The following is a 21,008-nucleotide window of genomic DNA, read 5'->3' as shown; positions in this document are numbered from 1 at the left end:
TGTTTAAATGCAGCTTGTTTTGCATCTTAATTAAATTTCATCAAACTTGTATTTCGAAGCCAACCTGATAAAATTAATGTACACATAATGCAAACATAAGTAAAGGAGGGAACCTAGTATGTCAGAAAGTCAATTACAATTTATCGTTCAAGCCGTTAAAGAACTTTCCGAAGGGCAAAAAACGATACTAAACCGGTTCGATGAACTTGAAAAAAGCCATTACAATCTGGCCAACCGGTTTGACAAGCTCGAAAAAAGTCATTACAACCTTGCTAACCGATTTGAGCAGCTCGAAAAAAGTCATTACAACCTTGCTAACCGATTTGAGCAGCTCGAAAAAAGTCATTATAACCTTGCTAACCGGTTTGACAAGCTCGAAAAAAGTCATTATAACCTTGCTAACCGATTTGAGCAGCTCGAACAGAATCAGACTGAAACCAACGAACGTTTATCGCGAATTGAGGATCAAATGCGATTCGTGAAGTACAAAACGCTCAACCACGAAGAAGAGATTTTTTTCTTAAAGGAAAAGCATAATTAAACTCTAATAATTAACCTTCCACAAAAACAACCCTTGAGGCGGTGCAGTTTGGCCAAGCACACGACGATCGTTTGTTTCAAATGCTTCCTGAATGCACTGAAGGTTCTTCCGCTTGCTGCCAATATCGACTAATGTACCGACTATAATTCTCACCATATGAGTCAAAAAACCATCACCAGTCACTTCAACCACTACATGTTCATCCGATTCATGTAGTTCAATGTTATGGATTGTCCGTGTTTTGTCTCCTTTTACGTTCGTCTTGGAAGCTGAAAATGCTGTAAAGTCATGCGTACCTTGTATTTGTGATGCCGCTTCTCTCATCTCTTTAATGTCCAATCTCTGACGAACATGCCATTCATAATTTCTGTTGAACACATCGTAATCATCCGAAAAACGAATGATATAACGATACGTTTTGTCCAATGCATCTTTTCGAGCATGAAAATCTTGAGGCACTTTCTCAACTTTTTCAATTGATATGTCGTTTGGCAGTGTCGTTTGAAGTGCTCTTTGCCAGTTCGATTCGGTAAGGTCTAATGGGCTATCAAAGTGCATAACTTGTGCTCTCGCATGCACACCTGAATCCGTCCGACCCGATGCATAAATTCGAATGGCTTGTTGATGAATTTTCATTAAGCTTTTTTCAATTTCTTCCTGAACAGTTCGCGCATTTACTTGGACTTGGAATCCCGAAAACAAGGTTCCATCATAAGCTAATTGTACTTTCAATCGTTGCATAGTCTGACTCCTAACCATTGAAATAAAAGAATCCAATAACAATGATGATAAATAATAGAAAAACGATTAAATCAAGCGACGTAAATTTCAATTCCCGGAATTTCGTTCTTCCATAATCGCCTCTGTATCCTCTTGCTTCCATAGCCATCGCTAAATCTTCCGCTCGTTTAAAGGCACTAATAAAGAGCGGAATTAATAATGCAAAGATCGCTTTCAACCGATCGCGCCATCTCCCTGTTTGAAAATCAATACCTCTCGATGCCTGTGCTTTTGAAATTTTATCTGTTTCCTCAATTAATGTAGGAATGAACCGCAAAGAGATGGACATCATCAAGGCTAATTCATGAATGGGTAGCTTAAGGGATTTCAACGGCTTTAATAATGTTTCAACGGCATCGGTAATTGAAATCGGTGTCGTTGTTAACGTTAGCAGTGTCGTCATTAATATAAGCAAAAATAACCGAGATGAAATAATTGCCGCTTGGATAACGGCTTGGTCGTAAATTGCGTATCCGAAAACCGTGAATAATACCTCTCCCTGTCTTTGTATAAACAAGTGCAATATAAACGTCAATATGATGATAAACCAGATCGGACGCAAGCCTTTCACAATAAATAACGGGTGTACGCGTGACACGATTGCACCACATGCAGCAAATAGAAATAAGATCAAGTAGCTACTCAATGTCTCTGCAGAAAAAGTCACGAGGACATAAAAAAATACGATTATTAATTTGGTACGTGCATCTAATGCATGGACAGGTGATTCCTTTGGTACGTATTGACCAATGATAAAGGATTGATTCATCGGTTGCCTCCTGCGTGTAATGCTTGTGCTATATCCTTCCCTAATTCGCTAGGACTTTGATGATGATAGGTTATTGGTAAACCTAATGCTTGTTGTAATTGATTGATTAGCTGTAATTCTTCGGGTATGCCGAGTCCGATGTCTTGGAGACGTTCTTCTTCTTGGAAGACTTCTACCGGTTCGCCTTGCATCACTAGTTCTCCTTCACTTAACACAAACGCTTGATTCGCGTGACGGAGAACATCTTCCATGTGATGGGTCACTAGAATGATTGTCATTCTTTTTTTCTTATGTAGCGAGTCGATTAAACTCATGATTTGCTTTCTACCTCGTGGGTCGAGGCCGGCCGTCGGTTCATCCAAAATTAAGACGTTTGGATCCGTAATGAGTACTCCTGCGATGGCTACCCGACGCATTTGACCACCACTTAATTCAAATGGCGAGCGCTGGAGAACGTCTGTCGGTAATCCGACTTCTTCTAAAATAACTGGCAGCTTATGTTTCGCTTCCTCCATATCCATACCAAAGTTTTTAGGACCAAATAAAATATCTCTCTCAACTGTTTCCTCGAATAACTGATGCTCTGGGTATTGAAAAACTACACCGACTTTTCGACGTAACGATTTAATCGCATTGTTCTTCTTTGTTGTCAGCTCAAAATCGCCAATACGAACTGTCCCTGAAGTTGGGCGTAAAATTCCATTTAAGTGTTGCAACAATGTTGATTTGCCTGATCCTGTATGTCCGATGAAAGCAGCATAATCTCCATGTTTTATCCTCAAACTGATATTTTTTAACGCTTGGTGAGAAAATGGACTATTCGGTTGATAAGTAAAATCTACATTTTCGAAGACAATTTCCATAGCTGGTCCACCAATTCTTTCATATGTAATGGTTCTTTCTCCAGTTTAACTCCGTGCTTGTTCATACCTGAGTAAATGCTTGATATGAGCGGTATTTCCAATCCAATCTCAGAGAGTTCATCTCGGTATTGGAATACTTCTCTCGGTTTACCACTCATCCACTGCTTTCCTTCGTTCATGACAATGATTCGATCTGCATAGGCTGCTTCACTCAAGTCATGTGTTATATATACAATCGTCATCTTTTTTATTTTTCGAAGCCCTTTAATCGTTTCCAATAACTCTTTCTTTCCATTCGGGTCCAACATTGTCGATGCCTCATCAAAAATGATGACTTCTGGCATGATTGCTAGAATACCAGCGATGGCGACACGCTGCTTTTGCCCGCCAGATAGACGGTTCGGCGCTTGATCTTTGAAAGCATACATATCGACTTCTTTTAATGCGGAAGCGACTCGTTTGACCATCTCTTCACGGGGAAAACCTAAATTCTCCAAACCAAAAGCAACATCATCCATGACAGTCGTCCCAACAAATTGGTTCTCTGGATTCTGAAAGACCATACCGACTTTTTTACGGATATCCCAGTAAGTATCTTCAGACAATGGGAGTCCACTCACAGAAACGTTTCCTTCTGTAGGAAGAAGTAAGCCATTCATAAGCTTTGCCACTGTAGACTTCCCTGAACCATTATGACCAATCAATGCAATCCATTCATTTTGTTCAATAAACAAACTTAATTCATCTACTGCATTACCTCTATTTTTGTCATATGAATAGCTCACTTTGTTAAATTCAATCATCACTGTTGCTCCCTTGGAACCGTACTCTTTCACTAATGTTAGTTTATCATACCGACAAGTCGATTTGGTAATAGATCATGTACTAGCTATTCATTTAAAGGGAACTCTATCGTTTGGTAAACGTTTCGTATTGAGCGTTATTTCGTAATTGATGATAGAGTTAAATTTTGATGTCCTATCTTAGAATAGAACGTTCCTAATCGATGATAGAGTTGAAATTTGATGCGCTACCCTCGAATAGAGTGTTCATAATTAAAGTCAGGTTCAATTTTGTACAAAATAAAAAAGGGCTCAGTCCAAAGTTTCTGGTAACTGACCACCCTTTTTCCTTTAATCATTCAATTAGTCAACTAATTCAATAATCACCGTTTTCGCACCGTCACCTTTACGTTCACCTAGTTTTAGGATACGTGTGTAACCGCCTTGGCGGTCTTCAAATCGAGGTGCGATATCTGAAAACAATTTTTGTAAAGCAGATTGTGACTCTTCTTCGTCCGCTTTTGCATTGCGGATAACAGAAGCTGCTTGTCGACGAGCATGTAAGTCACCGCGTTTACCGAGTGTGATTAGTTTTTCGACAACAGAACGTAATGCTTTCGCTTTTGATTCTGTTGTTTCAATGCGTTCGTGCACAATTAGATCAGTAGCAAGGTTACGTAGCATTGCTTGACGTTGATCTGTTGGACGGCCTAATTTCGCTTTCGCCATTCTCAAAACCTCCTTTACCAGAAAGATTTATCGCTGTCTTGATTAATCGTCGTTACGTAGGCCTAGGTTTAAATCATTCAATTTGAATTTAACTTCATCCAATGATTTTCTTCCCAAGTTACGGACTTTCATCATATCTTCTTCGGATTTTTGTGTCAGTTCTTGAACCGTATTGATTCCTGCACGTTTCAGACAGTTGTATGAACGCACAGAGAGATCTAACTCTTCAATGGTCATTTCTAACACTTTTTCTTTTTGGTCTTCTTCTTTTTCTACCATGATTTCTGCTTTTTGAGCTTCATCAGTCATATTTACAAATACATTTAAGTGCTCTGTAAAGACTTTAGCTCCTAAGGAAATTGCTTCCTCAGGTCGAATACTACCATCAGTGCTTACATCCAGTGTTAGCTTATCGTAGTTTGCTACTTGACCAACTCGCGTGTTCTCTACTTGGTAGGTTACACCCTTAACTGGAGTAAAGATTGAATCTACTGGAATAACGCCGATCGGTTGATCATCACGTTTATTCGCATCAGCTTTACGGTAGCCACGGCCTTGCTCAGCAAAAATCTTCATGGATAAACTTCCGTTTCCTGTGATTGTTGCAATTTTAAGGTCTGGGTTCAGTATTTCTACGTCACTATCATGCTGAATATCACGAGCGAAGACTTCACCCTCGCCTTGAACATCAATTTCAAAAGTTTTCTCTTCTTCAGAGTAAATCTTTAACGATAACTCTTTCAAATTTAAAAGAATAGTCGTTACGTCTTCATAGACGTTTTCAATAGTTGAAAATTCATGAAGGACGTTTTCAATTTGGACAGACGTCACTGCAGCGCCAGGTAGTGAGGATAATAGAATACGACGAAGGGAGTTCCCTACCGTAGTTCCATAACCACGCTCTAACGGTTCAATGACGAACTTTCCGAATGTAGCATCATCACTAATTTCAATCGTTTCAACTTGCGGTTTTTCAATTTCGATCATTTACCCAAAACCCTCCTTCAAAACGTCGAAACACTTATGCGGAGTTCCCCACATTCTCTTTCATGATCAGGTATACTGCTTTATAAAAACAGCCTGATGTTCCGTGCCTGCTTATTTAAGCTATCATAACCCATTATAGACGGGCTGACAAAACTATATACGAATAAATTAAACACGACGACGTTTTGGTGGGCGGCAACCATTGTGTGGAACTGGTGTTACGTCCACAATTGCAGTGATTTCAAGACCAGCTGCTTGTAAAGAGCGGATTGCTGCTTCACGACCAGCACCAGGGCCTTTTACTGCAACTTCAATCGTTTTCATGCCGTTTTCTTGTGCTGATTTCGCCGCTACTTCTGCTGCCATTTGCGCTGCAAATGGCGTGGATTTACGGGAACCTTTGAAGCCTAGCGCTCCCGCACTGCTCCAAGCTACAGCATTTCCGGCTGAGTCTGTAATTGTCACAATAGTGTTATTGAATGTAGAGCGGATGTGCGCTGCGCCAGACTCTATATTCTTTTTCACGCGACGTTTTCTACGAGTTGTTTGCTGCTTTTTCGCCATAATGCTTCAAACCTCCTTCGATTACTTATTTTTTCTTGTTAGCAATTGTACGACGTGGGCCTTTTCGAGTACGAGCGTTGTTCTTAGTCTTTTGACCATGAACAGGCAATCCTCTACGATGGCGAATTCCACGGTAAGAACCGATCTCGATCAATCGCTTAATGTTAAGGGATGTTTCACGACGAAGATCCCCTTCAACTGTATAGTTCTCTACACCTTTACGGATGCTAGCTAATTCGTCTTCTGTTAGATCACGAACACGTGTATCTTCAGAAACACCAACATCTTTTAACACTTGTTGAGCTGTAGATTTACCTACACCATAAATATACGTTAGCGCGACAACGATACGTTTGTCACGAGGGACGTCAACTCCTGCAATACGAGCCATTAGTGGATGGCACCTCCTTTTCGATTATCCTTGTTTTTGTTTGTGTTTTGGATTATCACAAATCACCATAACTTTTCCTTTACGGCGGATAACTTTACACTTTTCACAAATAGGTTTAACAGATGCTCTTACTTTCATGTTCTTACCTCCTCTTAGATCGGAGTCTTCATTTATTTATAACGATAAGTGATTCGTCCTCTTGATAAATCATACGGTGACATTTCCACCGTTACTTTATCACCTGGCAAAATTCGAATATAGTGCATGCGAATCTTACCGGAGACATGGGCAAGGATTTCGTGTCCATTTTCCAACTCTACCTTAAACATAGCGTTAGGTAAAGTTTCCTGAACCGTTCCTTCCATTTCAATTACATCATCTTTAGCCATTGAGAGAATCTCCCTTCTTCCAATCTGCCAATAATTCATTAACAAATTTCGATATTGCGAAACGGAGCTTACCATTTGTCACCCGGTTAGTCTCTTTCAAGCTCTTTTCAACCTCTGGGGAGACATAATCAATCAGCTCCACATGGTGAAGATTTTTCTTTTTCGGTCGGTCAAATTTCCTTTTCTCGCCATCCGCCAATAATACGAATTTTTCATCTAATATGTCGATGATAATCGCATACTGGCTTAGTTCACGACCACGTTTAACCTGAACCAACTGGCCTATTCTAGGACTTCCCGATTCTCCATCGTTCAATCACAATCACCTTCACTTGATTTAAGCTTTTGTTAAGATTTCATAGCCATCCTCTGTCACTGCAATCGTATGCTCAAAATGTGCGCAGTTCTTCGAATCTTCCGTAACGACTGTCCAACCATCTTCCAGCGTGCGAACATAACGTTCTCCGAGGTTTACCATTGGTTCGATGGCCAGCACCATACCTTTTCTCAATCGTGGTCCTTTGTTTGGTGGACCGAAATTCGAAATATGTGGGTCTTCATGAAGGTCTTGGCCGATTCCATGGCCTCCATACTCCCGCACTATGGTGTAGCCGTACGGTTCGACATAGGATTGAATGGCATGTGAAATATCGGTCAGACGTTTTCCGGGAGCAATCACGCTTAATCCTTCAAACAAAGATGCTTCAGTGACCTCGAGGAGCTTTTGCGTTTCTTCGTCAATTTCTCCGACAGCATATGTCCAAGCCGAATCTCCATGATAACCTTTATATTCCGCGCCGATGTCCAATGTGACGATGTCACCATTTTTCAACTCGCGACCACTCGGAATACCATGTACGAGTTCTTCATTGACAGAAACACAGACACTCCCTTTAAAGCCATTATATCCTTTAAAAGATGGTAGTGCATCCATACTGCGTATAAACTTTTCAGCAATGTCATCTAGTTTTTTTGTTGTTACGCCAGGTTTAATACGTTTCTGAAGTTCCTGGTGTGTTAACCCAACAATTTTACCTGCTTGGCGCATCAATTCAATTTCACGTGGTGTCTTTAAAATGATCATTTAGGCCAAGCCTCCGATAGTTTCATCAATTTTATTGAATACTTCATCAATATCTTGATCACCATCTATAGCAACTAGATAACCTTTATCTTCATAGAAGTCCAACAAAGGCTGTGTTTGTTCAATGTTTACGTCTAAACGGTTTTTCACTGTTTCCGGTTGATCATCCTCGCGCTGAATGAGCTCAGTACCGTCATTATCACAAATGCCTTCCTGTTTAGGTGGATTGAATTCAACATGATATGTCGCTCCACAAGTCGGGCAAATACGACGTCCTGTCAATCGTTCAATTAACTTTTCAGTTGGAACTTGAACGTGCAATACATAGTCGAGCCTTGTATTTAACTCATTTAACAAGGTTTCGAGCGCTTCAGCTTGAGCTACTGTGCGAGGAAATCCATCTAATAGAAATCCTTTTTCACAGTCCGGTTTTGATAGACGTTCTTTGACAATTCCAATGGTTACTTCGTCAGGAACCAATCCACCTTTGTCCATGTACGTTTTTGCTTCATTTCCTAATGCTGTTCCTTCTTTGATCGCAGAACGGAACATATCTCCAGTTGAGATATGAGGGATTGCATACTTTTCTACGATTTTTTCTGCTTGAGTACCTTTTCCAGCACCTGGCAAGCCCATCAAAATTAGATTCATACCTTTCCCCTCGCTCTCACAATCTAACGAAACTTATTTTATAAAGCCTCGGTAGTGTCGTTTTACCAACTGGCTCTCCAGCTGCTTCATCGTGTTCAGTGCAACACCGACGACGATTAGTAAGCTTGTTCCGCCGATTTGTACGGCTGCTGGAAGGTTAGCAACACTGCCTAGAATGATCGGGAAGATAGAAACGACTGCCAAGAACAGTGCTCCAACAAAAGTTAAACGGTAAATGACTCGAGTCAAATACGTTTCGGTGTTTTTACCAGGTCGAATACCAGGTACATAACCACCTTGCTTTTGTAAGTTTTCAGCCATTTGCTCAGGGTTAACTTGAACAAATGTATAGAAATACGTAAAGGCAATGATCAATCCGACGTATATAACCATACCAATTGGTTGTGTGTAATCAAATATATATTGTACCGTTGAGGCAAATTCATTTCCTTCAAAAAATCCTGCTACGGTCTGAGGTGCAATGACAAATGAAATTGCAAAGATAATTGGAATAACGCCTGCTGCGTTTACTTTTAATGGTAAATGTGCAGAGTGTCCTCCAACAGGTGAACGATTAACCGTGCGTTTTGCATACTGTATTGGTATTTTACGCAACGCTTGTTGGATGAATATGACACCAACAATAATCGCAACGACAACTAGTAATATAATAGCCAAGATGGCAAGATTAATGAATAACTGGTCGCCTGCACCTGAAATAAATTGTTCATATAGCTGGTTAATTGCATTCGGGAATCCGGCAATAATACCAGCAAAAATGAGGATGGAAATTCCATTTCCTACCCCATACTCAGTGATCTGCTCTCCTAACCACATTAAGAAAGTCGTACCGCCAGTCAATACAATGGCTATGACAAAGTAAGTCATAATGCTTGGATCCTGAATAAGTGATCCGTTAGTCATCGCGTTGAAACCGACAGACATCCCTATTGCTTGAAGGAAAGCTAAACCGACTGTTCCGTAACGCGTAACTTGAGTCAGTTTCTTTCTGCCTTGCTCTCCCTGTTTACGCCATTCCGTAAATTTCGGTACGACGTCCATTTGAAGCAACTGCATAATAATCATCGCTGTAATGTAAGGGAAAACTCCCATTGCGAAGATTGAGAACTGACTTAACGCTCCCCCACCAAAGGTATCGATAAATCCAAAGGAGTTAACCTCATCCATCATCGTTAATGCATTTTTATCCGTAAAAGGAACAGGAATAAAAGTTCCTAAACGGAAAATAATGAGCACACCTAAGGTGAAAAGGATTTTGCTGCGAATGTCAGCTACGCGAAACATATTGATAAATGTGCTGAACATTAGATCACCTCAGTTTGACCGCCTGCAGCTTCGATTGCCTCTTTCGCCGAAGCAGAGAATTTATGCGCTTTAACAGTCAATTTTTTATCTAAGCTACCGTTGCCTAGAACTTTCACGCCTGCTTTCAACTTACTGACAATACCTTCTTCAAGTAGAAGTTCTGGAGTTACCTCTACACCTTCATCAAATCTATTTAATGTCTCTAAATTTACAATGACATATTCTTTACGGTGAATATTTGTAAAACCACGTTTTGGAAGACGTTGGAATAATGGTAGCTGTCCACCTTCAAATCCTGGACGAGTACCGCCTCCGGAACGAGCATTCTGACCTTTATGTCCACGGCCTGAAGTTTTTCCGTTTCCTGTTGCCATACCGCGACCTACACGGTTTCTTTTCTTACGGGATCCTTCAGTACTTTTTAGTTCATGAAGTTTCATTCGAGCACCTCCTCTTTGAAAAAATCTTGTTATTTTTCGTTCACTTGAACAAGATGGGATACTTTATTGATCATACCGCGAACAACTGGTGTATCCTCACGAACGACTGTTTGATGTCTTTTTCTCAGCCCAAGTGCTTCAACTGTTCTACGTTGGTCTTGTTTGCTTCCAATGACACTCCGTGTGAGGGTAATTTCTAATTGTTTAGCCATGTAAATCCCTCCTTATCCTTTCAGTTCTTCGGCTGACTTACCACGTAATTTACTTACTTGTTCTGCCGTTTTTAGTTCACTCAATCCTTGGATTGTTGCACGAACCATGTTAATAGGTGTATTTGAACCTAATGATTTAGAAAGGATATCTCCTACACCAGCAAGTTCCAATACAGCACGAACAGGTCCACCAGCAATAACCCCTGTACCTTCAGCGGCTGGTTTCAAAAGGACGTTTCCAGCGCCGAGCTGACCATGAATTTGGTGAGGAATAGTTGTGCCGATGATTGGTACACGTACCAAGTTCTTTTTACCATCCTCAATCGCTTTTTTAATCGCGTCAGGTACTTCTTGTGCTTTCCCTGTACCGAAGCCAACATGGCCATTTTTATCTCCAACGACAACGAGTGCTGTGAAACGGAAACGACGACCACCTTTCACAACTTTCGCTACACGGTTGATTGTTACTACACGTTCTTCAATATCAAGCTTGCTTGCGTCGATTTGTTTACTCAATTCATTTCCCTCCTTTTACGATCACGTTTAAAATTCCAACCCATTTTCACGAGCTGCATCCGCTAAAGCTTTTACGCGTCCGTGATAAAGGTAACCTCCACGGTCAAATACGACAGATTTTAGATTTGCATCAGTCGCACGTTTCGCGAGAAGTTCACCAACTTTTTGAGCTGCTTCAACATTACCTGTTGCATCCAATTTCAATTCCGGGTCGACAGTAGAGGCACTTGCTAAGGTTTTGCCTGCTGTATCATCGATCAATTGAGCATAAATGTGTTTATTTGAACGGTATACGTTTAAACGCGGACGCTCGGCAGTGCCGGTAAGGTCGCGGCGTAAACGATAATGACGTTTTTTACGAGTTGCATTCTTATCCTGCTTCGTAATCATTTAAGTCACTCCTTTCTGTCTCTTAACGGAAGTTATTTCGCAGTTTTACCTTCTTTTTGGCGTACATACTCGCCTTCATAACGAATACCTTTTCCTTTATAAGGTTCAGGTGTTCTGATTGCACGAATATTTGCTGCGGTTGCGCCGACTTTCTCTTTATTGATCCCTTTAACAACGATTTTCGTGTTCGTTGGGCATTCGATTTCAATGCCTTCCATTGGATCTACTTCAACTGGATGGGAATATCCAGCGTTAACGATTAGTTTGTTACCTTGCATTTGTGCACGGTAACCAACACCATTGATCTCAAGCGCTTTTTCAAAGCCTTTTGTTACACCTTCTACCATGTTCGCAATGATCGTACGTGTCGTACCATGCAATGAACGGTGTAGTTTACTTTCACTTGGACGCTCAACAACGAGTTGATTGTCTTCAATGTTGATTTTCATATCTTCATGAATTGTACGTGACAATTCACCTTTAGGTCCTTTTACATTAACTGTAAGTCCATCCACTTTAACTTCAACGCCTTCTGGCAAATCAAGTGGTTTTAAACCGATACGTGACATATATTCCACCTCCTGACTACACTTTCTATTACCAAACGTATGCTAGTACTTCGCCGCCGATAGCTTGCTGACGAGCTTCTTTATCTGTCAATACACCTTTTGAAGTTGAAACAACAGCGATGCCAAGTCCGTTTAATACGCGAGGCAGTTCGTCTGCTTTCACATAAACACGAAGTCCTGGTTTACTGATTTTCTTAATACCAGTGATTACACGCTCGTTGTCTTGGCCATATTTCAAGAATAGGCGCAATACACCTTGTTTACTGTCTTCAATATATTCATAATCACGAATGAAACCTTCTCGCTTCAAGATATCTACGATTTCTTTCTTCAAGTTGGAAGCTGGAACTTCCAGTTGATCATGGCGAGCCACGTTTGCATTTCGGATTCTAGTTAAAAGATCTGCAATTGGATCTGTCATTGCCATTAGATTTTACCTCCTTCCCTACAATGGGGTTTACCAGCTAGCTTTTTTGACGCCTGGGATTTGTCCTGCGTGAGCTAAGTCACGGAAACAAATTCGGCATAGCTTAAATTTACGGATTACTGAATGTGGACGTCCACAACGTTGGCAACGTGAATATTCACGAACGGAATATTTCTGTTTGCGTTTTTGTTTAGCAATCATTGATTTTTTCGCCACGATTTATCCTCCTTTTTACGTTCATGTTATTGTTTGAACGGCATTCCGAATTGCGTAAGAAGTTCACGGGCTTCTTCATCTGTCTCAGCAGTTGTCACAATTACGATATCCATTCCACGAACTTTATTTACTTTATCGTAATCAATTTCTGGGAAGATCAATTGCTCTTTGACACCAAGCGTATAGTTTCCACGTCCATCAAATGCTTTGTTGGAGATTCCGCGGAAGTCACGCACACGTGGCAAGGAAACAGCGATTAGCTTTTCGAGGAAATCGTACATGCGCTCTCCACGAAGTGTTACCTTGGCACCAATTGGCATTCCTTCACGTAGACGAAAACCTGCAATCGATTTTTTGGCACGTGTAACTACTGGTTTTTGACCTGATAGTGTTGCTAGTTCTTCAACTGCGTTATCAAGTGCTTTTGAATTTTGAACTGCATCACCGACACCCATGTTGATCACGATTTTCTCAACTTTCGGTGCTTGCATTACTGAACTGTAATTGAATTTTTCAACTAAGTTAGAAACGACTTCATCTTTGTATTTTCTTTTTAATTCATTCATTCTGTAGCCCTCCTTTCACTGCTAGACTATTTATCTAAAGCTTCGCCCGATTTCTTTGCGATTCGAACTTTTTTACCGTCTTTCACTTCATAACCGACACGTGTTGGTTGGCCACTTTTCGGATCGACTGGCATAACGTTCGAAACATGAATTGGTGCTTCGATTGTCAAAATTCCACCTTGTGGATTATCTTGAGAAGGCTGTGCGTGTTTTTTAACATAATTGACGCCCTCAACCAAAACACGTTCTTTCTTAGGAAACGCTTCTAAAATCGTTCCTTCTTTACCTTTATCTTTACCGGAAATAACGACTACTTTATCGCCTTTCTTTACATGCATGAATCGTGCACCTCCCTTGAAGGGTCTAATTTCTATTTTTTATAAAACTTCTGGAGCTAATGAAACGATCTTCATGAATTTGTTGTCACGAAGTTCACGAGCTACCGGTCCAAAAATACGTGTACCACGAGGACTCTTATCATCACGAACGATTACTGCTGCGTTTTCATCGAAACGGATATAAGAACCATCCTTACGGCGAACACCGCTTTTCGAACGAACGATTACTGCTCTTACTACTTCACCTTTTTTGACAACGCCCCCTGGTGTAGCGTTCTTAACGGAACATACGATGACGTCACCGATATTCGCTGTCTTACGCCCTGAACCACCAAGAACCTTGATCGCTTGAACTTCACGAGCTCCGGAGTTGTCAGCAACTTTTAAACGGCTTTCCTGTTGAATCATATCAATGAAACCTCCCTTCGGATTCAATCCGAGCGAACTATTATATAATTACAGCTTCTTCTGTAACTTCAATTAAGCGGAAACGTTTCGTTTTTGATAACGGACGAGTTTCCATAATACGCACAACGTCACCAGTTTTCGCTTGGTTGTTTTCGTCGTGAGTTTTGAATTTCTTTGAATACTTAACACGTTTTCCATATAGCGGATGGAATTTGTACGTTTCTACCAACACAGTGATTGTTTTATCTGTTTTGTCAGATACTACACGGCCAGTGTAAACTTTACGGTTATTGCGTTCACTCATTTGAGGTTGACCTCCTCTCAATTGTCAATTAATTAACGCCGATTTCTCTTTCACGAATTACTGTTTTCAAACGAGCAATGGATTTTTTGACTTCACGGATACGTACCGTGTTTTCAAGCTGTCCTGTCGCTAATTGAAAACGTAGGTTAAAGAGTTCTTCTTTTAAAGATTTTACTTTTTGTTCAATTTCGGCAGTGGTTAGTTCTCTGATTTCATTAGCTTTCATTGCTTTCACCACCAATTTCTTCACGTTTTACAAACTTAGTACGGATTGGAAGTTTGTGAGACGCAAGACGAAGTGCTTCACGAGCAACCTCTTCATCAACTCCGGCAATCTCAAATAAAATTCTTCCGGGCTTTACAACTGCTACCCAAGATTCAGGGGACCCTTTACCGGAACCCATACGTACTTCAAGGGGTTTTGCTGTTTTTGGTCTGTCCGGAAAGATTTTAATCCAAACTTTACCGCCACGTTTCATGTAACGAGTCATTGCAATACGGGCAGCCTCAATTTGTCGACTTGTGATCCATTCACCTTCAAGAGCTTGAAGGCCATATTCTCCAAATGCTACTTCAGTTCCACCTTTCGCACGACCTTTTAAGCTCACGCGATGTGGTTTACGGTATTTTACACGCTTTGGCATTAACATATTGCTAATCCCCCTTCCTTATTTTTCGTTTTTTGTTGGAAGGATCTCACCACGGTAAATCCACACTTTAACACCAAGTTTTCCATAAGTGGTATCAGCTTCTGCAGTTCCATAATCGATATCTGCACGAAGTGTGTGTAGTGGTACTGTTCCTTCACTGTAGTATTCAGCACGAGCAATGTCTGCTCCGCCTAGACGTCCGGAAACCATAGTTTTAATTCCTTTAGCGCCAGCACGCATTGCGCGTTGAATGGACTGCTTTTGAACACGACGGAATGAAACACGGTTTTCCAATTGACGTGCGATATTTTGAGCAACTAATGTTGCGTCTAAGTCAGGTTTCTTAACTTCTACAATGTTGATATGAACTTTCTTGTCTGTCATGTTGCTTAGCTTTGTACGTAAAGCATCAACTTCAGATCCACCTTTACCGATCACCATTCCTGGTTTAGATGTGTGGATTGAGATATTCACTCGATTTGCTGCTCTTTCGATTTCAACGTTTGATACGGATGAATCAGCTAAGCGTTCTTCAATATAATCACGGATCATGATATCTTCATGCAATAGGTCAGCGTAATCTTTCTCTGCGAACCATTTAGAGTCCCAATCACGGATGATTCCTACACGAAGACCATGAGGATTGATTTTGTTACCCACGAACTATCCCTCCTTCTGTTCTGTTACCACTACTGTAATGTGGCTGGTACGTTTATTAATTGCTGTAGCACGACCTTGTGCGCGCGGACGAAATCTCTTCAATGTAACACCTTCATTGACATATACTTCTGATACGATCAATGAATCAGTATCCATTTCATAGTTATGCTCTGCGTTTGCGACAGCAGAGTAAATAAGTTTTTCTACAATCGGTGAAGCAGCACGGTTCGTGTGCTTAAGAATTGCGATAGCTTCGCCTACTTGTTTTCCTCGAATTAAATCAACGACTAAACGAGCTTTACGAGGAGCAATACGGACTGTTTTAGCTACGGCTTTAGCTTGTTGCATCATGCAAACCTCCTCTCAACTAGCGTTTTGTTTTCTTATCGTCACCAGCATGACCTCTGTACGTACGTGTCGGTGCAAACTCACCTAGTTTGTGACCGACCATATCTTCCGTGACATATACTGGTACATGTTTGCGTCCATCATACACAGCAAAAGTGTGACCTACGAAATGTGGGAAAATGGTAGAACGACGAGACCATGTCTTGATCACTTGTTTTTTATCATTTTTATCTAGCTCTTCGACTTTTTTCATCAGATGATCATCTGCAAAAGGTCCTTTTTTCAAACTACGACCCATAAATAAACCTCCCTTCGTGACTAAGCAACTTGTTGCTTTTCATCGTTATTTCTTACGACGACGCACGATATATTTGTCTGAAGCTTTGTTACGTTTACGTGTTTTAAGTCCAAGTGTCGGTTTACCCCAAGGTGTAACTGGAGATGGCATACCGATAGGTGCACGACCTTCACCACCACCGTGTGGGTGATCGCTAGGGTTCATAACAGAACCACGTACAGTTGGTCGGATACCTTTCCAACGACTACGTCCAGCTTTACCAACACGAGTTAACTCATGTTCAATGTTTCCGACTTGGCCAACAGTAGCTCGGCAAGTACCTAAGATCATTCTTGTTTCTCCAGAAGATAAACGTACAAGTACGTACTTATCGTCTTCACGTCCAAGAATTTGAGCTTGTGCACCTGCAGAACGAACAAGCTGTCCGCCGCGGCCTGGTTTTAACTCAACGTTGTGAATTGTTGTACCTACTGGCATTTTGTTAAGTGGTAATGCATTACCTATTTTAATGTCAGCTGTTTCACCAGACATAATTTCTTGACCTACTTTAAGTCCTTTCGGTGCAAGAATATATCGTTTTTCACCATCTGCATAATGGATTAAAGCTATATTTGCTGAGCGGTTTGGATCATATTCGATCGTAGCAACGCGTCCTGGTATACCGTCTTTGTTACGACGGAAATCAATTACGCGGTACTGACGCTTATGTCCACCACCCTGATGACGAACCGTCATTCTCCCTTGGTTGTTACGTCCAGCTCTTTTCTTGAGTGGAGACAAGAGACTTTTTTCAGGTGTAGAAGTCGTAATTTCATCATTTGTTAATGTACTCATGTTACGACGACCGTTACTTGTCGGTTTATATCTTTTAATCGCCATCATATTTCCCTCCTTTTGAATTCGATTTAAGGTTTAGGCACCTTCAAAGAAATCTAGATCTTTACTGTCCTCAGACAATGTAACGACGGCTTTTTTCGTATTCGGACGATAACCACCGTGACGACCCATTCTTCTGAATTTACCTTTTTTATTCGCTGTGTTTACTTTTACAACATCGACATCAAAGATTAATTCTACGGCATCTTTAATTTCTGTTTTGTTCGCTTTTGTAGAAACTTCAAAAGTGTACTTTTTATCAGCCATTAAATCCGCAGAGTGCTCTGTAATTATCGGGCGCTTAATAATATCTCGTGGGTCTTTCATTATGCAAGCACCTCCCCTGCTTTTTCAGCTGCTTCTTTCGTAATAAGAAGCGTGTCATGCTTCAATACATCAAGAACGTTCAATTGAGTTACTGTTAGAACTTCTACGCCTTGAAGATTGTTAGCTGAACGCACAACGTTTTCATCTTGCTCTGTTGTAACGATCAACGCTTTCCCATTGATATTTAAATTACCTAAAAGATTAATAACGTCTTTTGTTTTTGGTGTTTCTAGCTTTAAATCTTCCAATACGTAAATGCTTTCTTCATTTACTTTTGTAGCTAAAGCTGAACGAATTGCCAAACGACGTACTTTCTTCGGTAATTTTGTACTATAGCTTCTTGGAGTCGGACCAAATACAGTTCCGCCGCCAACCCATTGTGGGGAACGAATGGAACCTTGACGTGCACGGCCAGTTCCTTTTTGGCGCCACGGTTTGCGGCCTCCTCCTCTTACTTCTGAACGGTTCTTAACTTTATGCGTGCCCTGACGCATAGAAGCTCTCTGCATAATAACAGCATCGTGAAGAACAGTTTTGTTCGGCTCAATACCAAATACGTTTTCAGCAAGTTCTACGCTTCCTACTTCTGATCCCGCTTGGTTATATAGTGCTACTTTAGGCATGACATTTCCTCCCTTCATTCGTTATTTGTTACGCCTGATCTGCACCAGTAATTTGTACGTAAGATTTTTTAGGACCTGGAACATTTCCTTTAACAAGGATTAAGTTGTTTTCAGCGTCCACTTTCACAATCTCCAAGTTTTGAATAGTTACTGTTTCTTTACCCATTTGACCTGGAAGCTTTTTGCCTTTGAATACACGCATTGGGTCAATAACACCCATCGCACCTGGTCCACGGTGATAGTGAGAACCGTGTGTCATAGGTCCACGTGATTGATTGTGACGTTTGATAGAACCCTGGAAACCTTTACCTTTGGAAGTACCAGTTACGTTCACTTTTTCTCCTGCTTCGAATACATCCACACTTAGATCTTGACCTACTTCATACTCGTCAAGATTTACGTTACGGATTTCGCGAACGAAGCGCTTAGGGTTCGTGCTCGCTTTCTCAGCATGACCTTTTTCAGCTTTGTTCGAACGACTTTCCTTTTTGTCTGTGAAACCGACTTGGATCGCATTGTAGCCATCATTTTCTTCGGTTTTCTTTTGAAGTACGACATTACCTTCAGCTTGAATGACAGTAACAGGGATTAATTCGCCGTTATCTGCGAAAAGCTGTGTCATGCCGACTTTACGTCCTAAGATTCCTTTCGCCATCCGTTACACCTCCTAAAAATTTATAATTTAATTTCGATATCAACGCCAGATGGTAAATCTAAACGCATTAATGAATCCACTGTTTGTGGTGTTGGGCTCAAAATGTCGATTAACCGTTTATGTGTGCGCATCTCAAATTGCTCACGAGAATCTTTGTACTTGTGTACAGCACGCAAAACAGTGTAAACAGCACGCTCTGTTGGTAGTGGTACTGGACCTGATACGTTAGCACCTGAACGTTTTGCTGTCTCAACGATTTTCTCAGCTGATTGATCTAAAACTCTGTGATCATAAGCCTTTAAACGAATACGTATTTTTTCATTTGCCATTACTTTCCCTCCTTTTTCGCCTATATTAAAACAGACATACTCTGCGAAAATTTCCTCAACACCCGCCATGGCAAAGGGGCCGGGTGTTTCAGCAACCTTTCGCTTCATCGCCTTGGTTTTCTGCAACATTACTAATTATAAAGAATTTCAGCTTTCAATGCAAGGAAAAACTAGAATTCTTTCTGTTGCAAATACCTTTGCTATTATACAGAGATATTTCGCTGATTTCAAGGGGTTTGTGGATGATTTTTTTGGTAGTGGAATTAAGAGATTACTGATAGGTTTTCGATTATATATATTGGATTTTTTAGGTTTGGAAAATACGCATTTCATTCTAAAGAAATTTCTTTGTTTATTATGTTGTTGCTTGGCGACTTTCGTGATCACTTTTTGTTTCGTTCGGAGATTTTGGAGGTTTCTATAAGACTTTTTAACTTATTTTCCGGATCGTTTGGGTGGATAAAGTACTCCTATTCGACTTTTTGGCTCTTTTTCTTGTGCGCTCGGGGGTATAGAACGCCTCTATTCGACTCTTTGGCTCTTTCTCTTGATCGTTCGGGGGTATAGAACGCTTCTATTCGACTCTTTAGCTCTTTTTCTTGTGCGTTCAGGGGTATAGAACGCCTCTATTCGACTCTTTGGCTCTTTCTCTTGATCGTTCGGGGGAATAGAGCGCCACATGAAAACACTGTATCAAAAAACACCGCCTACCCATAAACTGGATAAGCGGTGTTTGTAATTTTGTACAATAATTATTTTTGGATAGACGCTACAACGCCTGCGCCTACTGTACGTCCACCTTCACGGATTGAAAATTTAGTACCTTCTTCAATCGCGATTGGGGAGATTAGTTCAACGTCCATTTCAACGTTGTCACCAGGCATTACCATTTCAACGCCTTCTGGCAATTGGATAACACCAGTCACGTCAGTTGTACGGAAGTAGAACTGTGGACGGTAGTTAGTGAAGAATGGTGTATGACGACCACCTTCATCTTTTGATAGTACATAAACTTCAGCTTTGAAGTTTGTGTGTGGAGTGATTGAACCAGGCTTAGCTAGTACTTGACCACGGTTGATTTCTTCACGGGATACACCACGTAGAAGAGCACCGATGTTGTCTCCAGCTTCAGCATAGTCTAGAAGCTTACGGAACATTTCAACTCCAGTGATTGTTGTTTTAGAAGCTTCTTCGGCAAGACCGATAATTTCAACTTCGTCACCAACAGAGATTTGTCCACGCTCAACACGGCCAGTTGCAACTGTACCACGGCCTGTGATTGAGAATACGTCCTCAACAGGCATCATGAATGGCTTGTCAGTGTCACGCTCTGGGTTTGGAATGTAGTCATCTACTTTTTCCATAAGGTCAAGGATTGCTTTTTCGTGCTCTTCGTCACCTTCTAGTGCTTTAAGAGCAGAACCTTGTGCAACTGGAATGTCGTCGCCAGGGAAGTCGTAGTCGCTTAGTAGGTCACGAACTTCCATTTCAACTAGTTCTAGTAGCTCTTCGTCGTCAACTTGGTCAGTTTTGTTCAAGAATACAACGAATGCTGGCACGCCAACTTGGCGAGAAAGCAAGATGTGCTCACGAGTTTGTGGCATTGGGCCATCAGCTGCAGAAACAACTAGGATCGCACCATCCATTTGAGCAGCACCAGTGATCATGTTTTTAACGTAGTCTGCGTGTCCTGGGCAGTCAACGTGTGCATAGTGACGGTTTGCAGTTTCATACTCAACGTGAGAAGTAGCGATTGTGATTCCACGCTCTTTCTCCTCTGGAGCACCATCGATTTGATCATAAGCCATTGCAGAACCTTCACCGTAATGCTTGTGAAGTACAGTAGTGATTGCTGCAGTTAAAGTAGTTTTTCCGTGGTCAACGTGTCCAAGAGTACCAATGTTAACATGGGGCTTGGAGCGGTCGAATTTTTCTTTAGCCATTTATATTTCCTCCTTAAATGAAATAAAAGTTTTTTTATATTGTCATGTTGTCTTTTG

The 21,008-nt window shown here is 41.0% G+C and carries 37 protein-coding genes; 1 reads left to right on the top strand and 36 read right to left on the bottom strand.

The annotated features are described in order from the left end of the window. The first annotated feature begins 118 nt into the window (after positions 1 to 118). Positions 119 to 541 (top strand): hypothetical protein, encoded by a 423-nt coding sequence (locus tag FPQ13_RS07780; protein WP_144088779.1) that lies wholly within the window; start codon positions 119 to 121, stop codon positions 539 to 541. Between the two features lie 3 nt (positions 542 to 544). Here FPQ13_RS07780 and truA read toward each other — a convergent pair whose 3' ends face one another. The 36 genes from truA to tuf form a co-directional block, all read right to left on the bottom strand. Continuing rightward, positions 545 to 1,282 (bottom strand): tRNA pseudouridine(38-40) synthase TruA, encoded by a 738-nt coding sequence (truA, locus tag FPQ13_RS07775; protein WP_186279596.1) that lies wholly within the window; start codon positions 1,280 to 1,282, stop codon positions 545 to 547. A 10-nt stretch (positions 1,283 to 1,292) separates the two neighbouring features. After that, positions 1,293 to 2,090, bottom strand: a complete 798-nt coding sequence (locus FPQ13_RS07770; protein WP_144088777.1) for an energy-coupling factor transporter transmembrane component T family protein — start codon at positions 2,088 to 2,090, stop codon at positions 1,293 to 1,295. Then, positions 2,087 to 2,953, bottom strand: a complete 867-nt coding sequence (locus tag FPQ13_RS07765; protein WP_144088776.1) for an energy-coupling factor transporter ATPase — start codon at positions 2,951 to 2,953, stop codon at positions 2,087 to 2,089. Before FPQ13_RS07765 ends, FPQ13_RS07770 begins: the two co-directional genes overlap by 4 nt. Next, positions 2,929 to 3,756: an energy-coupling factor transporter ATPase gene (locus FPQ13_RS07760; protein ID WP_144088775.1), complete on the bottom strand. Its 828-nt coding sequence runs from the start codon at positions 3,754 to 3,756 to the stop codon at positions 2,929 to 2,931. The genes FPQ13_RS07765 and FPQ13_RS07760 overlap by 25 nt, the downstream gene beginning before the upstream one ends. A gap of 342 nt (positions 3,757 to 4,098) precedes the next feature. Next, positions 4,099 to 4,464: a 50S ribosomal protein L17 gene (gene rplQ, locus FPQ13_RS07755; RefSeq protein WP_144088774.1), complete on the bottom strand. Its 366-nt coding sequence runs from the start codon at positions 4,462 to 4,464 to the stop codon at positions 4,099 to 4,101. A 42-nt stretch (positions 4,465 to 4,506) separates the two neighbouring features. Beyond that, positions 4,507 to 5,451: a DNA-directed RNA polymerase subunit alpha gene (locus tag FPQ13_RS07750; protein WP_144088773.1), complete on the bottom strand. Its 945-nt coding sequence runs from the start codon at positions 5,449 to 5,451 to the stop codon at positions 4,507 to 4,509. A 168-nt stretch (positions 5,452 to 5,619) separates the two neighbouring features. Then, entirely contained in the window at positions 5,620 to 6,015 is a 396-nt protein-coding gene (gene rpsK, locus FPQ13_RS07745; RefSeq protein WP_144088772.1) for a 30S ribosomal protein S11, read from the bottom strand. 25 nt (positions 6,016 to 6,040) lie between these two features. Next, entirely contained in the window at positions 6,041 to 6,406 is a 366-nt protein-coding gene (gene rpsM / locus FPQ13_RS07740) for a 30S ribosomal protein S13 (protein ID WP_144088771.1), read from the bottom strand. 24 nt (positions 6,407 to 6,430) lie between these two features. Continuing rightward, positions 6,431 to 6,544, bottom strand: a complete 114-nt coding sequence (rpmJ, locus tag FPQ13_RS07735) for a 50S ribosomal protein L36 (protein WP_144088770.1) — start codon at positions 6,542 to 6,544, stop codon at positions 6,431 to 6,433. Positions 6,545 to 6,576: 32 nt separating this feature from the next. After that, positions 6,577 to 6,795 carry a translation initiation factor IF-1 gene (gene infA / locus FPQ13_RS07730; RefSeq protein ID WP_144088769.1) on the bottom strand — a complete coding sequence of 73 codons (219 nt, stop codon included), beginning with the start codon at positions 6,793 to 6,795 and terminating at the stop codon, positions 6,577 to 6,579. Then, positions 6,788 to 7,111, bottom strand: a complete 324-nt coding sequence (locus FPQ13_RS07725) for a KOW domain-containing RNA-binding protein (RefSeq protein WP_144088768.1) — start codon at positions 7,109 to 7,111, stop codon at positions 6,788 to 6,790. Before FPQ13_RS07725 ends, infA begins: the two co-directional genes overlap by 8 nt. Positions 7,112 to 7,132: 21 nt before the next feature. Next, complete coding sequence (gene map, locus FPQ13_RS07720; RefSeq protein ID WP_144088767.1) at positions 7,133 to 7,879, bottom strand: type I methionyl aminopeptidase; 747 nt, start codon at positions 7,877 to 7,879, stop codon at positions 7,133 to 7,135. Beyond that, the gene (locus FPQ13_RS07715; RefSeq protein ID WP_144088766.1) at positions 7,880 to 8,530 is read right to left on the bottom strand and encodes an adenylate kinase; all 651 of its coding nucleotides are present in this window, start codon (positions 8,528 to 8,530) and stop codon (positions 7,880 to 7,882) included. 33 nt (positions 8,531 to 8,563) lie between these two features. After that, positions 8,564 to 9,856 carry a preprotein translocase subunit SecY gene (gene secY, locus FPQ13_RS07710; RefSeq protein WP_144088765.1) on the bottom strand — a complete coding sequence of 431 codons (1,293 nt, stop codon included), beginning with the start codon at positions 9,854 to 9,856 and terminating at the stop codon, positions 8,564 to 8,566. Next, the gene (gene rplO, locus FPQ13_RS07705; RefSeq protein ID WP_144088764.1) at positions 9,856 to 10,296 is read right to left on the bottom strand and encodes a 50S ribosomal protein L15; all 441 of its coding nucleotides are present in this window, start codon (positions 10,294 to 10,296) and stop codon (positions 9,856 to 9,858) included. The genes secY and rplO overlap by 1 nt, the downstream gene beginning before the upstream one ends. A 29-nt stretch (positions 10,297 to 10,325) precedes the next feature. Next, positions 10,326 to 10,508, bottom strand: coding sequence for a 50S ribosomal protein L30 (gene rpmD / locus FPQ13_RS07700; RefSeq protein WP_144088763.1), 183 nt, complete (start codon positions 10,506 to 10,508; stop codon positions 10,326 to 10,328). A 12-nt stretch (positions 10,509 to 10,520) separates the two neighbouring features. Continuing rightward, positions 10,521 to 11,024 (bottom strand): 30S ribosomal protein S5, encoded by a 504-nt coding sequence (gene rpsE / locus FPQ13_RS07695; RefSeq protein WP_144088762.1) that lies wholly within the window; start codon positions 11,022 to 11,024, stop codon positions 10,521 to 10,523. A gap of 27 nt (positions 11,025 to 11,051) precedes the next feature. Beyond that, positions 11,052 to 11,414, bottom strand: a complete 363-nt coding sequence (gene rplR / locus FPQ13_RS07690) for a 50S ribosomal protein L18 (protein WP_144088761.1) — start codon at positions 11,412 to 11,414, stop codon at positions 11,052 to 11,054. Positions 11,415 to 11,446: 32 nt separating this feature from the next. Then, positions 11,447 to 11,983: a 50S ribosomal protein L6 gene (rplF, locus tag FPQ13_RS07685; RefSeq protein WP_144088760.1), complete on the bottom strand. Its 537-nt coding sequence runs from the start codon at positions 11,981 to 11,983 to the stop codon at positions 11,447 to 11,449. 28 nt (positions 11,984 to 12,011) lie between these two features. Beyond that, entirely contained in the window at positions 12,012 to 12,410 is a 399-nt protein-coding gene (gene rpsH / locus FPQ13_RS07680) for a 30S ribosomal protein S8 (RefSeq protein ID WP_144088759.1), read from the bottom strand. Between the two features lie 30 nt (positions 12,411 to 12,440). Continuing rightward, positions 12,441 to 12,626 carry a type Z 30S ribosomal protein S14 gene (locus FPQ13_RS07675; RefSeq protein WP_144088758.1) on the bottom strand — a complete coding sequence of 62 codons (186 nt, stop codon included), beginning with the start codon at positions 12,624 to 12,626 and terminating at the stop codon, positions 12,441 to 12,443. A gap of 26 nt (positions 12,627 to 12,652) precedes the next feature. Beyond that, on the bottom strand, positions 12,653 to 13,192 hold the full coding sequence (rplE, locus tag FPQ13_RS07670; protein WP_144088757.1) for a 50S ribosomal protein L5: 540 nt from the start codon (positions 13,190 to 13,192) through the stop codon (positions 12,653 to 12,655). A 26-nt stretch (positions 13,193 to 13,218) separates the two neighbouring features. Continuing rightward, positions 13,219 to 13,530: a 50S ribosomal protein L24 gene (rplX, locus tag FPQ13_RS07665; protein WP_144088756.1), complete on the bottom strand. Its 312-nt coding sequence runs from the start codon at positions 13,528 to 13,530 to the stop codon at positions 13,219 to 13,221. Between the two features lie 39 nt (positions 13,531 to 13,569). Beyond that, positions 13,570 to 13,938 (bottom strand): 50S ribosomal protein L14, encoded by a 369-nt coding sequence (gene rplN, locus FPQ13_RS07660; RefSeq protein ID WP_144088755.1) that lies wholly within the window; start codon positions 13,936 to 13,938, stop codon positions 13,570 to 13,572. 40 nt (positions 13,939 to 13,978) lie between these two features. Beyond that, a complete protein-coding gene (gene rpsQ, locus FPQ13_RS07655) occupies positions 13,979 to 14,242 on the bottom strand; it encodes a 30S ribosomal protein S17 (RefSeq protein ID WP_144088754.1) in 264 nt (87 codons plus the stop codon). Between the two features lie 28 nt (positions 14,243 to 14,270). Further along, positions 14,271 to 14,468, bottom strand: a complete 198-nt coding sequence (rpmC, locus tag FPQ13_RS07650; RefSeq protein WP_144088753.1) for a 50S ribosomal protein L29 — start codon at positions 14,466 to 14,468, stop codon at positions 14,271 to 14,273. Further along, entirely contained in the window at positions 14,458 to 14,892 is a 435-nt protein-coding gene (gene rplP, locus FPQ13_RS07645) for a 50S ribosomal protein L16 (RefSeq protein WP_144088752.1), read from the bottom strand. Before rplP ends, rpmC begins: the two co-directional genes overlap by 11 nt. Before the next feature lie 18 nt (positions 14,893 to 14,910). After that, entirely contained in the window at positions 14,911 to 15,552 is a 642-nt protein-coding gene (rpsC, locus tag FPQ13_RS07640; protein ID WP_144088751.1) for a 30S ribosomal protein S3, read from the bottom strand. Positions 15,553 to 15,555: 3 nt separating this feature from the next. Further along, the gene (rplV, locus tag FPQ13_RS07635) at positions 15,556 to 15,900 is read right to left on the bottom strand and encodes a 50S ribosomal protein L22 (protein ID WP_144088750.1); all 345 of its coding nucleotides are present in this window, start codon (positions 15,898 to 15,900) and stop codon (positions 15,556 to 15,558) included. Between the two features lie 19 nt (positions 15,901 to 15,919). Next, positions 15,920 to 16,198 carry a 30S ribosomal protein S19 gene (rpsS, locus tag FPQ13_RS07630; protein ID WP_144088749.1) on the bottom strand — a complete coding sequence of 93 codons (279 nt, stop codon included), beginning with the start codon at positions 16,196 to 16,198 and terminating at the stop codon, positions 15,920 to 15,922. 45 nt (positions 16,199 to 16,243) lie between these two features. After that, a complete protein-coding gene (gene rplB, locus FPQ13_RS07625) occupies positions 16,244 to 17,077 on the bottom strand; it encodes a 50S ribosomal protein L2 (protein WP_144088748.1) in 834 nt (277 codons plus the stop codon). Between the two features lie 33 nt (positions 17,078 to 17,110). Next, positions 17,111 to 17,401, bottom strand: coding sequence for a 50S ribosomal protein L23 (gene rplW / locus FPQ13_RS07620; RefSeq protein WP_144088747.1), 291 nt, complete (start codon positions 17,399 to 17,401; stop codon positions 17,111 to 17,113). After that, positions 17,401 to 18,024: a 50S ribosomal protein L4 gene (gene rplD, locus FPQ13_RS07615; RefSeq protein WP_144088746.1), complete on the bottom strand. Its 624-nt coding sequence runs from the start codon at positions 18,022 to 18,024 to the stop codon at positions 17,401 to 17,403. The genes rplW and rplD overlap by 1 nt, the downstream gene beginning before the upstream one ends. A gap of 28 nt (positions 18,025 to 18,052) precedes the next feature. After that, positions 18,053 to 18,679: a 50S ribosomal protein L3 gene (rplC, locus tag FPQ13_RS07610; protein ID WP_144088745.1), complete on the bottom strand. Its 627-nt coding sequence runs from the start codon at positions 18,677 to 18,679 to the stop codon at positions 18,053 to 18,055. A gap of 20 nt (positions 18,680 to 18,699) precedes the next feature. Further along, positions 18,700 to 19,008 carry a 30S ribosomal protein S10 gene (gene rpsJ, locus FPQ13_RS07605; protein ID WP_144088744.1) on the bottom strand — a complete coding sequence of 103 codons (309 nt, stop codon included), beginning with the start codon at positions 19,006 to 19,008 and terminating at the stop codon, positions 18,700 to 18,702. A gap of 752 nt (positions 19,009 to 19,760) precedes the next feature. Beyond that, the gene (gene tuf, locus FPQ13_RS07600) at positions 19,761 to 20,951 is read right to left on the bottom strand and encodes an elongation factor Tu (protein ID WP_144088743.1); all 1,191 of its coding nucleotides are present in this window, start codon (positions 20,949 to 20,951) and stop codon (positions 19,761 to 19,763) included. Between the last annotated feature and the right edge of the window lie 57 nt (positions 20,952 to 21,008).

The sequence above is a fragment of the Allobacillus salarius genome, assembly GCF_007559425.1.
GTDB classification, from domain to species: domain Bacteria; phylum Bacillota; class Bacilli; order Bacillales; family Alkalibacillaceae; genus Allobacillus; species Allobacillus salarius.
The sequence above is the reverse complement of the archived record's forward strand: the minus strand, read 5'-3'. Positions and strand labels throughout refer to the sequence as shown.

What these genes read in the sequence shown, in the direction of transcription:
- truA (WP_186279596.1), bottom strand. Translation starts at nt 1,282, where the DNA reads ATGCAACGATTGAAAGTACAATTAGCTTATGATGGAACCTTGTTTTCG.
- rpsM (WP_144088771.1), bottom strand. Translation starts at nt 6,406, where the DNA reads ATGGCTCGTATTGCAGGAGTTGACGTCCCTCGTGACAAACGTATCGTT.
- rplR (WP_144088761.1), bottom strand. Translation starts at nt 11,414, where the DNA reads ATGATTACGAAGCAGGATAAGAATGCAACTCGTAAAAAACGTCATTAT.
- rpsH (WP_144088759.1), bottom strand. Translation starts at nt 12,410, where the DNA reads ATGGCAATGACAGATCCAATTGCAGATCTTTTAACTAGAATCCGAAAT.
- rplX (WP_144088756.1), bottom strand. Translation starts at nt 13,530, where the DNA reads ATGCATGTAAAGAAAGGCGATAAAGTAGTCGTTATTTCCGGTAAAGAT.
- FPQ13_RS07765 (WP_144088776.1), bottom strand. Translation starts at nt 2,953, where the DNA reads ATGGAAATTGTCTTCGAAAATGTAGATTTTACTTATCAACCGAATAGT.
- FPQ13_RS07715 (WP_144088766.1), bottom strand. Translation starts at nt 8,530, where the DNA reads ATGAATCTAATTTTGATGGGCTTGCCAGGTGCTGGAAAAGGTACTCAA.
- rpmJ (WP_144088770.1), bottom strand. Translation starts at nt 6,544, where the DNA reads ATGAAAGTAAGAGCATCTGTTAAACCTATTTGTGAAAAGTGTAAAGTT.
- rplF (WP_144088760.1), bottom strand. Translation starts at nt 11,983, where the DNA reads ATGTCACGTATCGGTTTAAAACCACTTGATTTGCCAGAAGGCGTTGAA.
- rpsK (WP_144088772.1), bottom strand. Translation starts at nt 6,015, where the DNA reads ATGGCGAAAAAGCAGCAAACAACTCGTAGAAAACGTCGCGTGAAAAAG.
- rplW (WP_144088747.1), bottom strand. Translation starts at nt 17,401, where the DNA reads ATGAAAGACCCACGAGATATTATTAAGCGCCCGATAATTACAGAGCAC.
- FPQ13_RS07750 (WP_144088773.1), bottom strand. Translation starts at nt 5,451, where the DNA reads ATGATCGAAATTGAAAAACCGCAAGTTGAAACGATTGAAATTAGTGAT.
- rplE (WP_144088757.1), bottom strand. Translation starts at nt 13,192, where the DNA reads ATGAATGAATTAAAAAGAAAATACAAAGATGAAGTCGTTTCTAACTTA.
- rplP (WP_144088752.1), bottom strand. Translation starts at nt 14,892, where the DNA reads ATGTTAATGCCAAAGCGTGTAAAATACCGTAAACCACATCGCGTGAGC.
- rpmD (WP_144088763.1), bottom strand. Translation starts at nt 10,508, where the DNA reads ATGGCTAAACAATTAGAAATTACCCTCACACGGAGTGTCATTGGAAGC.
- infA (WP_144088769.1), bottom strand. Translation starts at nt 6,795, where the DNA reads ATGGCTAAAGATGATGTAATTGAAATGGAAGGAACGGTTCAGGAAACT.
- rplC (WP_144088745.1), bottom strand. Translation starts at nt 18,679, where the DNA reads ATGGCGAAAGGAATCTTAGGACGTAAAGTCGGCATGACACAGCTTTTC.
- rplB (WP_144088748.1), bottom strand. Translation starts at nt 17,077, where the DNA reads ATGGCGATTAAAAGATATAAACCGACAAGTAACGGTCGTCGTAACATG.
- secY (WP_144088765.1), bottom strand. Translation starts at nt 9,856, where the DNA reads ATGTTCAGCACATTTATCAATATGTTTCGCGTAGCTGACATTCGCAGC.
- rpsQ (WP_144088754.1), bottom strand. Translation starts at nt 14,242, where the DNA reads ATGAGTGAACGCAATAACCGTAAAGTTTACACTGGCCGTGTAGTATCT.
- FPQ13_RS07760 (WP_144088775.1), bottom strand. Translation starts at nt 3,756, where the DNA reads ATGATTGAATTTAACAAAGTGAGCTATTCATATGACAAAAATAGAGGT.
- rplQ (WP_144088774.1), bottom strand. Translation starts at nt 4,464, where the DNA reads ATGGCGAAAGCGAAATTAGGCCGTCCAACAGATCAACGTCAAGCAATG.
- rplN (WP_144088755.1), bottom strand. Translation starts at nt 13,938, where the DNA reads ATGATTCAACAGGAAAGCCGTTTAAAAGTTGCTGACAACTCCGGAGCT.
- rplV (WP_144088750.1), bottom strand. Translation starts at nt 15,900, where the DNA reads ATGCAACAAGCTAAAGCCGTAGCTAAAACAGTCCGTATTGCTCCTCGT.
- rplO (WP_144088764.1), bottom strand. Translation starts at nt 10,296, where the DNA reads ATGAAACTTCATGAACTAAAAAGTACTGAAGGATCCCGTAAGAAAAGA.
- rplD (WP_144088746.1), bottom strand. Translation starts at nt 18,024, where the DNA reads ATGCCTAAAGTAGCACTATATAACCAAGCGGGATCAGAAGTAGGAAGC.
- FPQ13_RS07770 (WP_144088777.1), bottom strand. Translation starts at nt 2,090, where the DNA reads ATGAATCAATCCTTTATCATTGGTCAATACGTACCAAAGGAATCACCT.
- rpsJ (WP_144088744.1), bottom strand. Translation starts at nt 19,008, where the DNA reads ATGGCAAATGAAAAAATACGTATTCGTTTAAAGGCTTATGATCACAGA.
- FPQ13_RS07780 (WP_144088779.1), top strand. Translation starts at nt 119, where the DNA reads ATGTCAGAAAGTCAATTACAATTTATCGTTCAAGCCGTTAAAGAACTT.
- rpmC (WP_144088753.1), bottom strand. Translation starts at nt 14,468, where the DNA reads ATGAAAGCTAATGAAATCAGAGAACTAACCACTGCCGAAATTGAACAA.
- map (WP_144088767.1), bottom strand. Translation starts at nt 7,879, where the DNA reads ATGATCATTTTAAAGACACCACGTGAAATTGAATTGATGCGCCAAGCA.
- rpsS (WP_144088749.1), bottom strand. Translation starts at nt 16,198, where the DNA reads ATGGGTCGTAGTTTGAAAAAAGGACCTTTTGCAGATGATCATCTGATG.
- tuf (WP_144088743.1), bottom strand. Translation starts at nt 20,951, where the DNA reads ATGGCTAAAGAAAAATTCGACCGCTCCAAGCCCCATGTTAACATTGGT.